The organism is Flavobacterium agrisoli (assembly GCF_016522065.1).
GTDB classification, from domain to species: domain Bacteria; phylum Bacteroidota; class Bacteroidia; order Flavobacteriales; family Flavobacteriaceae; genus Flavobacterium; species Flavobacterium agrisoli.
Map to the genome: position 1 here is coordinate 936,572 of NZ_JAEHFV010000001.1, position 16,536 is coordinate 953,107.

Annotated in this window: 13 protein-coding genes; 5 read left to right on the plus strand and 8 right to left on the minus strand. The window is 34.5% G+C overall.

From position 1 onward, the window contains the following. Positions 1-61: 61 nt before the first annotated feature. Both I5M07_RS03975 and I5M07_RS03980 read right to left on the minus strand, forming a co-directional pair. Complete coding sequence (locus I5M07_RS03975; RefSeq protein WP_200104897.1) at positions 62-589, minus strand: KdsC family phosphatase; 528 nt, start codon at positions 587-589, stop codon at positions 62-64. Further along, on the minus strand, positions 573-1,334 hold the full coding sequence (locus I5M07_RS03980) for a Rossmann-like and DUF2520 domain-containing protein (protein WP_200104898.1): 762 nt from the start codon (positions 1,332-1,334) through the stop codon (positions 573-575). The genes I5M07_RS03975 and I5M07_RS03980 overlap by 17 nt, the downstream gene beginning before the upstream one ends. A gap of 194 nt (positions 1,335-1,528) precedes the next feature. Here I5M07_RS03980 and ccsA point away from each other — a divergent pair, with 194 nt between their 5' ends. Then, the gene (ccsA, locus tag I5M07_RS03985) at positions 1,529-4,762 is read left to right on the plus strand and encodes a cytochrome c biogenesis protein CcsA (protein WP_200104899.1); all 3,234 of its coding nucleotides are present in this window, start codon (positions 1,529-1,531) and stop codon (positions 4,760-4,762) included. 48 nt (positions 4,763-4,810) lie between these two features. On the opposite strand, the gene I5M07_RS03990 is transcribed toward ccsA, so the two are convergent. After that, positions 4,811-5,773 carry an alpha/beta hydrolase gene (locus tag I5M07_RS03990; RefSeq protein ID WP_200104900.1) on the minus strand — a complete coding sequence of 321 codons (963 nt, stop codon included), beginning with the start codon at positions 5,771-5,773 and terminating at the stop codon, positions 4,811-4,813. 107 nt (positions 5,774-5,880) lie between these two features. Between I5M07_RS03990 and I5M07_RS03995 the strand changes: the two genes are divergently transcribed. Beyond that, positions 5,881-8,412, plus strand: coding sequence for a PIG-L family deacetylase (locus I5M07_RS03995; protein ID WP_200104901.1), 2,532 nt, complete (start codon positions 5,881-5,883; stop codon positions 8,410-8,412). Between the two features lie 117 nt (positions 8,413-8,529). Next, on the plus strand, positions 8,530-10,257 hold the full coding sequence (locus tag I5M07_RS04000) for a sodium:solute symporter (RefSeq protein WP_200104902.1): 1,728 nt from the start codon (positions 8,530-8,532) through the stop codon (positions 10,255-10,257). 66 nt (positions 10,258-10,323) lie between these two features. Here I5M07_RS04000 and I5M07_RS04005 read toward each other — a convergent pair whose 3' ends face one another. The 5 genes from I5M07_RS04005 to I5M07_RS04025 are packed head-to-tail and all read right to left on the minus strand — an operon-like array spanning position 10,324 to position 13,900. Then, positions 10,324-11,172, minus strand: coding sequence for a DUF2911 domain-containing protein (locus tag I5M07_RS04005; protein WP_200104903.1), 849 nt, complete (start codon positions 11,170-11,172; stop codon positions 10,324-10,326). A gap of 58 nt (positions 11,173-11,230) precedes the next feature. Next, on the minus strand, positions 11,231-11,899 hold the full coding sequence (locus I5M07_RS04010) for an HAD family hydrolase (RefSeq protein WP_200104904.1): 669 nt from the start codon (positions 11,897-11,899) through the stop codon (positions 11,231-11,233). Positions 11,900-11,902: 3 nt separating this feature from the next. Further along, positions 11,903-12,631, minus strand: coding sequence for a tRNA threonylcarbamoyladenosine dehydratase (locus I5M07_RS04015; RefSeq protein ID WP_200104905.1), 729 nt, complete (start codon positions 12,629-12,631; stop codon positions 11,903-11,905). A gap of 10 nt (positions 12,632-12,641) precedes the next feature. Then, positions 12,642-13,298 carry a TatD family hydrolase gene (locus tag I5M07_RS04020; RefSeq protein ID WP_200104906.1) on the minus strand — a complete coding sequence of 219 codons (657 nt, stop codon included), beginning with the start codon at positions 13,296-13,298 and terminating at the stop codon, positions 12,642-12,644. Beyond that, a complete protein-coding gene (locus I5M07_RS04025) occupies positions 13,298-13,900 on the minus strand; it encodes a DUF1684 domain-containing protein (RefSeq protein ID WP_200104907.1) in 603 nt (200 codons plus the stop codon). The genes I5M07_RS04020 and I5M07_RS04025 overlap by 1 nt, the downstream gene beginning before the upstream one ends. Before the next feature lie 95 nt (positions 13,901-13,995). Here I5M07_RS04025 and I5M07_RS04030 point away from each other — a divergent pair, with 95 nt between their 5' ends. Next, complete coding sequence (locus I5M07_RS04030; RefSeq protein WP_200104908.1) at positions 13,996-15,195, plus strand: MDR family MFS transporter; 1,200 nt, start codon at positions 13,996-13,998, stop codon at positions 15,193-15,195. 380 nt (positions 15,196-15,575) lie between these two features. Next, the gene (locus tag I5M07_RS04035; protein WP_200104909.1) at positions 15,576-16,478 is read left to right on the plus strand and encodes a right-handed parallel beta-helix repeat-containing protein; all 903 of its coding nucleotides are present in this window, start codon (positions 15,576-15,578) and stop codon (positions 16,476-16,478) included. Positions 16,479-16,536 lie beyond the last annotated feature (58 nt).

The window sequence follows — 16,536 nt, forward strand, 5'->3', positions numbered from 1 at the left end:
GGAAAAATTCAAATTTAAGTTTACTGTAGAAAAAGCCTTTTTATTAGGATATAAAATCCATTTAGTTGTGTTTGCCGTTAAAACTTTCCATCCATTTGCCTTGCACTTTCATTACTTGCTCAATCACATCACGAACGGCACCTTTACCTCCTTTTACATGCGAAATATAGCGCGAAATACCTTTAATCTCAGGGCATGCATCTTGCGGACAAGCGGGCAAACCCACCAATGACATGACTTGAAAATCCGGAATATCATCTCCCATGTACAAAACTTGTTCGGGTTTAATATTATAAATATCGGTGTACTCGTCAAACGTTTCAATTTTACTGGCCACACCCAAATGAATATCGGTAATACCTAAATAGCGCAAACGAACTCGTACTCCTTCATTACTTCCGCCAGAAATAATACACACGTTGTAACCTGCATCTACCGCCGCTTTCATGGCATAACCGTCGCGCGTACTCATGGTACGTAACATTTCGCCTTGAGTGTTAACAAATACGGTTCCGTCGGTTAAAACGCCATCCACATCAAAAATAAAGGTGGTAATATCGTTCATTATTTCTTTATAGCTTTTTTCCATTTTCAAGTATTGATTGGGTTAGAATTTTGTAAATATTTTTTTGATTGTCATCGGTTAAATAATGCAAATGCGATTGAATGGTAGTTTGATCATTTCGTTTAGCCGGTCCGGTTTGTGCCTGCATCGGACTTAAATCGTTGATTTTTGCAACGGTTTCTTTGATTAACGGTTTTAAAACTTCGAAAGGAACCTGATGTTCGCGACAAATTTCTTCGCCAATTTGAAACAAATGATTGGTAAAATTATTCACAAAAACAGCGGCAACATGCAGGGCTTTTCGTTGTGCCGAATTTATTGGATAAACCGACTCCGAAATACTTTTGGCTACCGTATCAATTACCCTAAAATCGGTACTGTTTTCGGCCTCTAAACAAATCGGGATTTGTGAAAAATCAACTGGTTTGTTTTTGGTAAATGTCTGTAACGGATAAAAAACACCTCTCCTATTTTTGTCGTTAATAGCAGTTATAGACGCCGTTCCCGAGGTATGCACCACTAATCTATTAATAAAAGGCAATTGCTCAGAAACTGCTGCAATAGCATCATCCGAGACGGCTAAAATATACAAATCGGCTTCACGTAAAGACGCTAAATCATACACCATTCGATAGGTATCTATTCCAGATATTTTGGTGTTTTCTTGTCTTGCATATACTTGCACAAGCGATACAGTTTCATTTTTTTCGAAAGCCGTTATTACATGTTGTGCCACATTTCCAGAACCAATAATGACAATTTTAATCATTTCGCAAAATTATAGTTTTTTTTAAAGTATACCTACACTAGCCCTACATTGCTTCAAAAATAGGGACTTTAGACTGAAACGGTATTTATTTTATAAGATTTTATTTTTGGATTTAATTAACAAATACGCGAATCCTGCACTCAACAATTTTAAGTACTTTTGTGCCACTTTTTATACACAGAAATCCCAATATAATGGATAAAAAAATATTCTCCTTTTTGTTCTCTACTCGATTAATGGCCGTTCTTTTTTTAACATTTGCTTTGGCAATGGGAATTGGAACTTTTGTTGAAAGTAAATACAATACCGATACGGCTCGAATTTGGATTTACAATTCGTGGTGGTTTGAAGCTATCATGGTATTTTTCTTAATTAACTTTTTTGGAAATATTAAAAGATATCAATTGCATAAAAAAGAAAAATGGGCTACTCTTTTATTACACTTAGCTTTTATTTTTATTCTTTTAGGCGCTTTTATTACCCGATACATTAGCTACGAAGGCGTGATGCCCATTCGTGAAGGCGCTTCGGAAAATCGTTTTTATTCGGATAAAACCTTTTTAAGCATTTATGCCGATGGCGAATACAAAGGCGAAATGAAACGTCGTGTTTTTGAAGAACCTTTACTTTTATCTCCGGTTGCCAATAATGATTTTAGTATCTCGGGACAATTTGCCGAAACACCATTTGAAGTGGAATACGTTAATTTTATAATGGGTGCCAAAGAAAAAATTAAACCCGATGCTAACGGCATTTTATATTTAAAACTCGTTGAAGCAGGTGATCATGGTCGCGAGGAGCATTTCTTAAAAGAAGGCGAAGTACAAAGTATTCATAACGTTTTATTTGCTTTAAACAAACCAACCGACGGTGCTATTAACATTACCACTACTGGAAAAGAATATACCATTCAGACTCCTTTTGAAGGAAATTTTATGCGAATGGCCGACAAACTTCAAGGAAAAGTGGATAAAGATGTCGTTCAACCGTTAATGATGCGTTCACTTTATAGCATTGGCGATATGCGGGTAGTTTTTCCAGATCCTGCTATTAAAGGAGTGGTAACATACGAATCGGATAACGACTATAAAGCAAAAAACCATACCGATGCTTTAATTGTAAAACTCAAAGAAAACGGAAAAGAAAAAGAAATTGCCCTTTTAGGCTCTAAAGGCCGAATGGGAGATGTTGAAACCGTGAAAATAGGAACTATTGAATATTCGCTTTTTTATGGAAGTAAAGTTTTCGAGTTGCCTTTTAAAATTCGATTAAACGATTTTATCGCCCAAAAATACCCTGGAACCGAAAAAAGTTATTCTTCGTTTGAAAGCAAAGTAACTGTCGAAGATCCAGAAGATACTTTTGATGCTCGAATATATATGAACAACGTATTGGATCACAAAGGGTACCGCTTTTTTCAATCTTCATTTGATCCGGATGAAAAAGGAACGGTTCTTTCTGTAAATCACGATTTTTGGGGTACTAACATTACGTATTTTGGTTACACCTTATTGTACATTGGGTTACTTGGAATTTTATTTACCAAATCTTCTCGTTTTAGCGATTTAAAAAGAAAATTAAATAAAGTGAATCAAAAAAAATCAAGCCTTTTGGTGCTTTTGGTGCTTTTTTGTAGTCTTACCTCTTTTGCGCAAACCCAGCCCGAACACGATCATACACACGAACACCAAGCGGTAGATAGCGTTCACAATCATGAACATGAACATGAACATACAGAAACAGGACATGTACATACAACCGCAAAAAAACCAACACTTACGCAAATAGATTCTTTACTAAACGTGTACAAAGCACCCGAATCACATGCTGCTAAATTTGGCCGTTTAATCATTCAGGATGCTGGTGGGAGAATGAAACCGATTAATACTTTTTCGTCAGAATTGTTGCGTAAAGTAAGTCACAACGATACGTACAAAGGGATGAATGCGGATCAAGTATTGCTTTCGATGACACAATATGCGCAAGTTTGGATTGAAATTCCTATTATTTACATTCCGCGAGGGAATGATAGTATTCGTAAAATTATTGGTATTAATAAAGCAGATCAATTCGCTCCTTTTGTATCTTTTTTTGATGAAAAAGGAAATTACAAATTATCTAAATACTTGGAAGACGCATATAAAAGTGCAAATCCAAACAAATTTGAGAGTGACTTTATCGAAACCGATAAAAAAGTCAATTTAATGGAATCGGCTTTAAGCGGCAGAATATTGAAAATTTTCCCGATTCCAAACGACCCTAACAACAAATGGATTTCGTATTTAGAATTGAATGAGGCCGGTTTAAAAGGAATGGATGCAACCTATACCAAGCAAATTTTACCCTTGTATTTCGGGACATTGAGTAATGCTGCCAAAACCAAAGATTACAAAACTGCCGATGAATTAGTAGAAAGTATTAATGGTTTCCAGAAAAAATTTGGAGCTGCTGTACGACCAAGTGAACAAAAAATTGATCTTGAGATCGCTTACAATACATTCGATATTTTACCAAAAATGATTTATTGGTATTCAATTTCAGGGATTTTGATGCTGATATTTACATTATTTAATATTTTCTTTGATAAAAAGTTTTTACGCATAATAGTAAATGGTTTTCATATCTTAATAGGATTAATATTTGTTATTCATACTATTGATTTAATTGCACGCTGGTATATTTCGGGTCATGCGCCTTGGAGTAATGCCTACGAATCTATTGTATATGTAGCTTGGTCAACCATGTTTTTCGGTTTAGCATTCAATAGAAAATCAAAACTTACAGTTGCTTCATCAGCATTTGTTACCTCCATGATTTTTTTCGCTGCGAATCTAAACTGGATTGATCCCGAAATAGCCAATTTACAACCGGTTTTAAACTCCTATTGGTTAATGATTCACGTTGCGGTTATTGTGGCTAGTTATGGACCATTTACACTTGGAATGATTTTAGGTTTTGTCGCTTTGTTATTAATTGGGTTTACCAATTCAAAAAATAAAGCCAAAATGGATTTACACATTAAAGAAATAAGCTACATTAACGAAATGGCCTTAACCATTGGCTTGGTCATGCTATCTATTGGAAACTTTTTAGGAGGACAATGGGCCAATGAAAGTTGGGGACGTTATTGGGGATGGGATCCTAAAGAAACCTGGGCTTTAATTAGTATTATGGTTTATGCCTTTGTTATTCACGCCCGATTTGTTCCGGCTTTACGAGGCAAATGGTTTTTTAACCTCATGAGTATGTTTGCTTTTGTATCGATTTTATTTACTTACTATGGCGTTAACTTTCATTTAGTTGGATTGCATTCGTACGCAAGTGGTGAAGCAAAATCGTTAAATTGGATTTACTATACCTTAGGAACAATGGCTGTAATTGGTGCCCTAACCTACCCAAAATACCGAAAATATTACAAGAAAAAATAATTGAAATGCTCACATAAAAAAAGGTTCAGTATAATATTTTTACTTTAACTATAACATTACATTTTTATCCAACCAATCAAAAAGGATGGAATAGACTTTTTCTCTTGCTTTTTGTTGGGACAAAACCAGATCGTGCATGCCATTTTCAATACCGATGATATTTTTTTGAGGTGCTTTAATTTTTTGGGCATTTGCTACAATATCGTGAATGTTTAAAATAGCATCTCCTGTAAACATTTCTTCGCTCCATTCGGATGGAAAAACAGATTTATCCGAATGCATAATCAAAATCGGTTTATCCAATTCAACACCTTTTTTTATTTGGCAGTGCCCTTTATGAATGGCCGCAATCCAACCTGCATGAATCGGATTGGCTTTATTTGGTTTCCAATCTAAATTATAATCCCATTCGCCAAAATGAGCTTGGTGTAAACTCAAACCATAAAACTCAGAAAAACCTCCCGAAATACGCAAATCTGGAAATTTTTCGCCCACTTTAGCCACCATCGGAATTGCATATTTCTTCAGATAATGAGGTAAATTCATATCGTAAAACGGACTATTACAGTACAAAGCACTAAACAAATTTGATTTTTTTCGAGCGGCTGCATACAGGGTAATAATTAAACCACCTGTTGAATGTCCGGCCAAAATTACGTGTGTATTTTGTTCCTTTTGAATGACTTTTAAAGCGGCGTCTATCTCTTCAAAATATTCTTCTAAATCACGTACATTGTTTATTTTTTGATGCGATAAAATCGAGCGACCATATTTTCGTAAATCCAAAGCATAAAAATAAAATTCATTTTTTACAAATTCATTAGCCATGCTTTTTTGAAAAAAATAATCATTAAAACCATGTAAATACAACACCGCCTTCGAACTCCTTTCTTCCGTTTTTTTCCGAACTAAAGTGGCTGTAACTTTACCTTCGTAATCATCGTTCAAAATCAAAGTAGTTTGCTCGAAGTTATCTTTTAAAACATCCTCTTTATATACCAATTCTTTCATAACCCAATTATGTTAAAAAAACACATTTTTAAAGATAAAACTTTCTTTTGGCATTCATAGTATCTTAGAATTATTACTTTTGAAATAGCGTACCAATTTTACCCATTATGCAACTTTATTTCCAAAAATCCTTTTTATTTATCAGCCTTTTTGCCTCTGTAATTTTACAGGCACAACAACCTCAAAAACCTACTTCGGTAGAAATATACAATCAAATTCAAAAATTAAATTTTTTAGGTTCGGTTTTATACATTGCCGCTCATCCCGACGATGAAAACACCCGAATGATAACGTATTTTGCCAACGAAGTAAAAGCAAGAACTGCTTATTTATCATTAACTCGCGGTGATGGTGGTCAAAATTTAATCGGTCCGCAATTGCGAGAACTTTTAGGTGTAATTCGAACACAAGAACTGCTTGAAGCCAGAAAAATAGACGGTGGCGAACAATTTTTTTCGCGAGCTAATGATTTTGGTTTTTCTAAAAATCCTACCGAAACATTACAAATTTGGGAAAAAGATAAAGTATTAGCCGATGTAATTTGGGCCATTCGAAAATTCCAACCCGATGTTATCATCAATCGGTTTGATCACCGTTCACCTGGCACAACGCATGGTCACCATACCGCATCGGCCATGTTAAGCGTCGAAAGTTTTCAACTTACAAATAATCCAAAAATTCATCCCGAACAACTCGAATGGGTAAAACCGTGGCAACCCAAACGCTTGTTTTTTAATCCATCGTGGTGGTTTTATGGTAGTCAAGAAAAATTTGAAAAAGCCGATAAATCCAAAATGGTTCATTTTGAAACCGGAATTTACTACCCCGAAATAGGAAAATCAAATCAAGAAATTGCCGCTTTAAGTCGAAGCAGGCATCAATCGCAAGGATTTGGAAGTACAGGAAGTCGCGGCTTAGAAACCGAATACTTGGAACTTATTGCAGGTGAAAAAACCACTCAAAATAATGTTTTTGAAGGAATTGATACTACTTGGAACCGAGTTGAAAACGGAAAACCCATTGCCGATTTAATTCAAAATATCATCCAAAACTATCAATTTACAAATCCATCTGCCAGTATTCCCGATTTAGTAAAAGCCTATCAAATGATAGCCGCTTTGCCCGAAAATCATTGGAAACCGATAAAACTCGAAGCCATTAAAAATTGCATTTCGGCCTGTGCAGGATTGTATTTAGAAGCCGTGGCCGATGAACAAGAAGTTACTCCCGGAAGCACTGTAAATTTAAACTTGGAAACTATTAATAGGACTTCTATCGCAATGGAATTGGAAAGTGTGGTTTCATTACCCAATAATAAAAAAACCATTCTGAATCAAAATCTAACAAGCAACAACGATCAAAAAACGGCTTTACAATTGGTATTACCTGAAAATATTCCGTACACGCAACCTTATTGGTTAAACGAAAAATTTTCGGTGGGAATGTACACCGTAAACAATCAAGAGAATATTGGAATTGCCGATATTATTCGAACCACCAAGATTATATTTAATGTAAAAATCAACAATGTAATTTTGCCTTTTGAACGCACTATCGTTTACAAATACAACGACCCTGTAAAAGGCGAAATGTATAATTTTTTGGATATTGTTCCTGAAGTTACAACCGCAATTTCGCAAAAAGTAATTTTATTTCCGAACGAAAACACCAAATCAGTTGCCGTGAAAATTCTTGCCGGAAAATCCGATGTAAAAGGAAAAGTACAATTAGAATTACCTTCAAACTGGAAAATTTCGCCTGCTGAAATCCCTTTTAATTTGGAGAAAAAAGGAACAGAGCAAACGGTTTATTTTGAAGTAACGCCACCTAAAAATGCGGAAGAAACCACGCCTAAAAGTTATGCAATAGTAAATGGAAAGCGTTATGAAAACGAACAAACTATCATCGAATTTCCGCACATTACCAAACAGCAAGTTTTATTGCCATCTGAATCAAAATGCGTGCGGATGGATTTGAAAACCAGTAAAAGCACTATTGCCTATATAATGGGAGCTGGAGATAATGTACCCGAAAGTTTGGCGCAAATGGGTTACTCGGTTACAATTATAAAACCCGAAGAAATAACACCCGAAAGACTCGAACATTTTGATGTAGTCATGACCGGAATTCGAGCCTACAATACCATTCAAACTTTAACCAACAAACAAGCCATTTTATTCGATTTTGTAAAAAACGGAAAAAACATGATTGTGCAATACAACACTGCTGGAAGTTTGATTACCAATGCTATTGCTCCCTATCCGTTACAAATTTCGAAAGACCGTGTTACTGAAGAAAATGCAGCTATAACTTTCTTAGCGCCACAACACCCTGCAATGAACATACCTAATAAAATATCGAAAACCGATTTTCAAGGTTGGACACAAGAGCAAGGTTTATATTACCCGAATCAATACGACAAAGCCTTTACGCCGCTTATTTCTTCTCATGATCAAGGCGAATCAGCTAAAGAGGGCGCATTATTAGTGGCTCCTTATGGCAAAGGATTTTACGTCTATACAGGTTTGAGTTTTTTTAGAGAACTACCCGAAGGCGTATCTGGCGCTTACCGTTTATTAGCCAATTTAATTGCTTTAAAACAACCGGTTGAACTACCCAATCAAAATATAAAAAATTAAAAAGAAATGCACGATAAAAAAGTTAGAAACTGGAAAAAAAGCTATACCTACGTACTGTTGGCTAACGCCATTTACATTGCTATTTTTTATTTAATAATGGAATTATACTCTTAATTTATGCAATTATTTGATTGGATTGTTTTAATTGTCACCCTTTTATTTATTGTTATTTATGGCGTTTGGAAAACCAAAGGAAGCCAAAATGTACAAGATTTTATTTTAGGAAATAACGAAACTCCTTGGTACACAGTGGGACTTTCGGTAATGGCTACTCAGGCGAGCGCGATTACGTTTTTATCAACCCCTGGACAAGCATATCATGATGGTATGGGTTTTATTCAATTTTATTTTGGATTACCTATCGCCATGATTGTAATTTGTTTGACTTTTATTCCGCTTTATCACAAGTACAAAGTCTATACGGCTTATGAATTTTTAGAAAAACGTTTTGATTTAAAAACCCGTTCCTTGGCCGCTTTTTTGTTTTTGTTTCAAAGAGGACTCGGAACCGGACTTACCATTTACGCACCTGCCATCATTTTATCGGCTATTTTAGGATGGAACCTAACCATAATGAACATTATTATCGGAGTTTTAGTAATTGTTTACACTTTTTCGGGAGGAACAAAAGCGGTAAACGTTACCCAAAAACAGCAAATGTTTGTTATCATGTCGGGTATGTTTATTACATTTTTCTTGATTTTACATTATTTGCCTAACGACATGACTTTTAACAGTGCGCTTCATATTGCAGGTGCAAATGCTAAAATGAACATTGTTGATTTTTCATTTAATCCCGAAGAAAAATATACTTTTTGGAGCGGAATAACGGGTGGTTTTTTCTTGGCTTTGGCCTACTTTGGTACCGATCAATCTCAGGTTGGTCGCTATTTATCGGGAAAATCAGTTAAAGAAAGTCAAATGGGATTAATTATGAATGGACTTTTAAAAGTGCCCATGCAATTTTTTATTTTACTTACGGGAGTAATGGTTTTTGTGTTTTTCCAGTTTAATCCGGTACCCTTAAATTTTAACCCAAACAACAAAGTTATTATCGAAAAATCGATTTATAAAAACGAATATCAAGAATTAGAAACAAAACTTACCGCTTTATCCGAAGATAAAAAAGTTATCAATTTGTTATATATCGATCAATTAAACCAAGATTACGATAATCCGATTTTAAGAAAAGAATTGGTGACGCTTTCCAATAAAGAGAAAGACCTTCGCGATCGCGCTCGAGATCTCATCGCTAAAGCCGACAGCAACACAGAAACAAACGATAAAGATTATGTATTTTTTCATTTCATTTTAAACTACTTGCCTAAGGGATTGATTGGTTTGTTGCTTGCCGTAATTTTGTCTGCTGCTATGTCTTCTACAGCATCTGGTTTAAATGCTTTGGCTTCGACTACGGCAATTGACATTTACAAGCGAAATGTAAAGACAGAAAAATCGGAAAAACATTATGTAAATGCAACTCAGTTTTTCACCTTGTTTTGGGGAGTTATCGCCATACTATTTGCCTGTGTCGGAACGTTATTTGAAAATTTAATTCAGCTGGTAAACATCATTGGTTCTATTTTTTACGGAACTGTTTTAGGAATTTTCCTGGTTGGGTTTTACACCAAAAATATACAAGCGAAATCGGTATTTTACAGCGCTGTAATTAGCCAAATCACTATTTTTATTATTTACTATTTTGCCATTTATATTTACCCTAGCGGACAAGAAAAATTAGGCTATTTATGGCTCAACTTTATTGGTGCGATGCTCACCATTATATTATCTGCCTTAATGCAGTTTACCCTATTTCGAAATGACAAAACGATTTTAGAAAATTAAAGCCAACAAGAAATCCTGTTTCGAATAAAATCAAAACAGGATTTTTTTATTTCAAAAGTGACGAAATTATCTACTCCATTCGGCAATACTATCTCTATTCATTTTTACATAATCTTGGTTTCCAGCCGCTTCGGAAGCTGCCAAAGAGATTTTTGCAGTTTCAATAGCACCCGTTTTATCGCCTTGACGTGCTTGAATTAACGATTTTAAACGGTTGTAAAAAAACGGTTGCTCTTTGCTCATATCCAATGATTTATCGATATATTCTCTTGCTTTGTTAATATCGCCTTTGGTCTGATATAAATATTGAGCCGCCGAAAAATAATCATTTGCTGTTGGGCCTGCTAAAACACGTTCGATACTTTCTGTTGCTGTTTTAGAAGTCGGAACTTCAAATTTTAATGATACAGAAGAATTTTCCCAACTAATATCCAAATGACCATAATTTGAATTTGGATCCAAATTATTAATTCCGATAGTAAATGTTTCGACTGCTTTCGATAAGGCTTCTTCTTTAACAGTAGCTTTTAAAGCAATTTTTTGTTCGTCATATTTTTCAGGCAAACCCCAGTTATCGGTAGTTTTATAAAAAATTATATCCCAACTTTCGATTCTCGGAACGGTATATAAAGCATATTTTCCTTCTTTTAAGGTTTTACCATCAATAACTACATCATCGCTAAACGAGATGATAGTATTTTCATTTGCTCCAGTTCTCCATAATTTACCAAAAGGAACTAAATTACCAAAAACAGCCCTTCCTCTTGCGCTAGGTCTTGAATAAACGACTTCTACATCAGTTAAACCAACTGTTTGTTTTACAATACCTTTCGGACTCGCCGCGGGCGTTTTAATTTGAGAATTGGCCATAATGGGCGCCAAAACAATTGCTAAAGCAATTAATAACTTTTTCATGCTGTTTATTTTAGTTTCTTCAAAATTACAAATTCAGTAGGCTAACAATTGTTAAATATTACCTAATATATGACTCGATTTGTGAGATTTTATCAAAATTCAATTCCGAAAAATGATTAATTTTCATATCTGCCAAACTCAAATCTTGCATTTTAGAATGTTCACTATTGTAACCTATGCAAAAAATTCCAGCAGAATTCGCCGCTTTGATACCGTTAGTGCTGTCTTCTATCACAATGCAGTTTTCTTTCGGTGCAACAGACAACGAAGCAGCATGTAAAAAAATAGCTGGATTGGGTTTAGATTGTGGAAAGTCCTCACCACTAACAATATGAGTAAAATAAGGATGCAAATTAAATCGAGTAAAAACGCGATCTATAGTTACTTTTGAAGCTGATGAAGCCAAAATTAACTGCATACCGTTTTGATGCAAATCTTTAATTAAATCTTCCACACCTTCAAGCAAATACAAATCTTCTTTGGTGTCAAAAGCATCATTAAAAATCGTCCTTTTTCTTTGAATCAAATGCTCAACTTCAGGAACCAAGCTGAAGGTTTCTTTTAGTTTTTGAAATGTATTTCGAGTTGAAAATCCAGTAAAGGATGCATACATTTCATCATTTACTACAATTCCGAGCTCTTTAAATTGTTTGTGATACGCATAATAATGTACCGGTTCGGTATCTACAATTACGCCATCCATATCAAATATGACCGTTTTTATCATTGTTTATTTATTGTTTTTTTTAGCATTTACAACAGTATTTATTACTGTTTCGGCGGCATGTAATCCAAAAAGGGCTGGCATGTAACTGTTCGTGCCGTAAAAAGATTTTTTATAGTTTTTGCCGTCGGTCATTTTTAGACTGTTTTTGTCTGGTTTTTCGATTGAGAAAACCACTTTCAATTTATTGATTTTAACATCGCGTAATCGATGACGAATTGTTTTAGCAAAAGGACAATAGGCCGTTTTCGAAATATCACCTACTTTTACTTTTGAAGCCAGCATTTTACCGCCCGCTCCCATGCTACTGATAATTTTTACTTTTTTGCGTTTGGCTGCAATAATCAAATTTAATTTGGGGGTTACACTATCAATACAATCCAACACATAATCAAATTGATTGGTTACGATTTCGAAAGCGCGCTCGGGTGATAAAAACTCTTGAATTCTGATTAAGTTTAATTCGGGATTAATATCCATCAAACGATCACCTACAATAGTAATTTTCGGCTGTCCCACGGTAGAATGCAAGGCGGGTAACTGACGGTTAATATTTGTAATATCAACTACATCACCATCTACAATAGTCATATTGCCAACTCCAGCTCTTGCCAAAAACTCGGCTGCAAAAGAGCCTACTCCACCCAAACCAACTACTAAAATATGGGCATTTTTTAAATTATCTAATCCTTCTTTTTTAAATAAAAGCTCGGCTCTCTCGGTCCACTCTGCCATAATACTAATTTTATTTATTTGCTATTTTAAAGACTCTTTCAACGTTTTCGGCAATAGCTTGTTGCATTGCCAAAATGGGTATATTTTTAAATTTTGATGCCAATTCATAAACCGATTCAATGCTTACATCCATCATATCGGTTTCTAAAAAAATACGATTTAAGGGAATTTCCTTAAAAACCGACTCTAATTTGGAGTTTTGTATTAAATTTTTACCAAACGACAAGTAAAAATCATTTTCTAATAATTGTTTGGCCGTTTGCTGGTTTTTCGAAAAACCGTGAACGACCATTGGCACGCTTATTTTTAATTTTTTTTTGATGGCAATTATTTCCTGAAAAGCTGCCACACAATGAATAATAACCGGTTTTTGGAAACGTTCCGCTAAAAGTAATTGCTTTTCAAAAACAGTTTCTTGCAATTGTAAAGGGATTTGGATCTTTTTATCCAATCCACATTCTCCTATGGCTAAACAAGTTGGAGTTGTTAATTTTTCTTCTATTAGTTTTAAATCCGAATCAACTCTATTTTCTTGAATATACCACGGATGGATTCCAATAGAATAAGCGTCAAAACTCGCTTCAAACTCATGCGGACATTGATTAACCAACTCTAAAACATCGTTTTGTTTCGTACTAGAATGTGTATGGAGATTGAAAAAAAGCATTAATCGTGGAATTTTTTAACACCCGCTTCAATGGCTATATTCAAATCATTTTCCAAGGGTACAATCGGACACGAAAAATTAGGATTATAAGCACAATACGGATTATACGCTTGATTAAAATCGATTGTAATTTGGTTGTTTTTAGGAATTTCCAAATCGATATAACGTCCGCCGATATAACTTTCTTTACCCGAAGTCAAATCCGAAAAAGGCAAAAACAAATGATTTTTATATTCTTTTTTTTGAACCAATTCGAGATTTCGGTAAACATTCAATTGCATTTTTTTCCCTTTAATCGAAAAATAAACGGTTCCGTATTTAACATATTTTGGCTTTCTTGCTGTAGAAGTTTTCATTTCAAAAGGTTTTTCTCCTGTGGATTTCACCAATTTTGCAGTCACAAAATAGGCAGCCTGTATGGGAAAAAAATCGAGTGTTTTGAAATTTTTCAAGTCTTCTGGAAGTAGCGGACTTGTTTTAGCATTAGCAAATTCTGCATTTAATTTAGTCTGGAATTTTTGTGTAGCAGCCAAATTAAATTTAGATTGCGCTACACTAAATTGCATCAGAATCAAAAAAATAAGGAGGAAGCGTATTTTCATGGCTAAAACTTTTCGCAAAAATACTTAAAAGAAACAAAGCTACAAACTTGTTATAATACAAACTTTTCTACCTTTGTTGATACATTTTTATCACAATGCTTACATCAGCTTTTCAACGTTATCTAAATAATTTTCGCGGCTTTACAAAAGAAATCTGGATATTAACTTTGATCACTTTTATCAATCGTGCAGGCACTATGGTACTGCCATTTTTATCCAAATATTTAAAAGAAGACTTGCATTTTTCGTACAACCAAGTCGGTTGGATTATGGTTTGTTTCGGTTTTGGATCCATGTTAGGTTCATGGCTTGGTGGTAAATTATCCGATAAAATCGGATTTTATAAAATTATGATTTTCAGCTTATTCACAAGCGGATTATCATTATTTGCATTGCAATTTGTTACTTCATTTTGGGGATTATGCCTCGGGATGTTTTTGATTATGGTATTAGCCGATATGTTTAGACCCGCCATGTTTGTCTCATTAGGCGCCTATGCCAAACCCGAAAACCGAACACGAGCACTAACTTTGGTTCGTTTGGCTGTGAATTTAGGCTTTGCAGCAGGTCCTGCGCTTGGTGGTTTAATAATTATGAATATTGGCTACAGTGGCCTTTTTTGGGTAGATGGGACTTCGTGTATTCTAGCAATTTCGATTTTCGCTTTGTTAGTTAAAGAAAAGAAAAAATCAGAATTTGATAATTCAGATAAAGAAATATCCAATTCCGATTCGGTTTTTAAAGACCGAATTTTTTGGGTTTTCTTGTTTGTAAGTTTTGCTACAGCTATGATTTTCTTCCAATTGTTTACCTCATTACCGCTTTATCATAACGAAAAATTTGGCTTAACCGAGTTTCAAACTGGGCTTTTAATGACATTGAACGGATTACTAATTTTTACATTTGAAATGCCTATTGTAGGCTTTTTAGTTCGTAAAGAAATTCCAAAAATTAAAATCCTAATTTGGGGTTCTTTTTTAATGGCTATAAGTTTTTATTTTCTTCTCCTTAATACTTGGGTCGGCATGCTGGTTATCGCTATGATTGTCATTTCTTTTGGTGAAATTATGGCTTTTCCCTTTGCAAACGCCTTTGCTCTAAGCCGTGCTTCAAAAGGGCAAGAAGGTCGGTATATGGCTTTATATACCATGAGTTTTAGTTTGGCACATATTATTAGCTCCAAATTAGGTTTCGAAATTATTGGCAATTGGGGCTATCAAATTAATTGGTTTATTATGGGTACACTTGGGCTTTCGGCTGTAGCTTGTTGTCTTTGGATACAAAAAAGATTATAAAACGGATTTATTCTCCTCTTAATTATTTTTGTTTAAAAATCTTTATCACATTAGTAACAACACTATTAAAATATGCATTATATTCATTTTTACAATCGATATGAATTTTTTAAATAAACTATCTTCTGAAAAATTACCGTAATTCTACTTTTAATATAAAACACGAATTAATAGTTTAACTTCCAAAAAACTACAATTAAGCAATATAAACCTTAAAAAAAGAGAAATTAATAATTTTACAAAAAAAAACTTACTCTAAATTTACTTTTGTATTTGTTTTTTATATAAGTTTGAGTAATCGATTGCATACTGATTATCAGTATGTTAAAAAAAGACCTTTTTTTAACAAATCAACTTTTAACCTATTAATTAATTTATGTATGAAAACAAATCTTAAGCTACTTTTAGCTATGGCAACTATCGGTTTCGCTTCTTGCGACACTAGTGATTCGGCTATTTTGGAAACAGAAAACAGCGTTAACAACACCCAAACTACCATTGAGAATTCCAATTTAACCGCAAAAAATACAACAGTCACATCAGAATCAGCGCTTCGTTCCGCAATTTCTAATGCCGTTGCAGGTGATATAATAACCATAAGTGGCACAATTAATTTAACCAAAACATTAGAATTAGCAAAAAGCGGTACATCCTCGTCGAAAATTAATTTTACAGGAGGAACTTTAAATTGCTCTGGATTACCTTCAGGAAGTTGGGGCGTAAAAGTAAATGGCAGTTATTGGAATATTACCAACATGACTATTAAAAATGCTCCCGATTGTGGCATTGTATTTCAGGCCGGTGGCTATAATTATGTTTATAATGTAACTACTTCCAATAATGGCGATTCAGGCTTGCAAATTTATAATGGCTCGCATGACAATTTTATTTACAAATGCAAATCAAATGACAACTATGATGCAGCCAATGGCGGCGAAAATGCCGATGGTTATGCTTGTAAATTATCAGCAGGAAAAAATAATGTTTTTGATGGTTGCGTTGCCAATCACAATTCTGATGACGGCTGGGATTTATATGGTCAACCGTATACAGTTACCATTAGAAACTGTACTGCAAGCAACAACGGATTTGGCTCAAATGGTGACGGAAATGGATTTAAATTGGGAAGTGCAAATCAAAATGTTGCCCATACAGTTACAAATAATACCGCCACAAAAAATTTAGCTTGGGGCTATGATGGTAACGGCAATACAGGACATATCACAATTACCGGAAGCGGAGGTTCAGGAAATGGAAAAGGACTTTTTGCCCGTTTATACTAAATTTCAATCTTACATATTATACGTTTTAAACTGCCGCTTTTGTGGCAGTTTTTTTTAT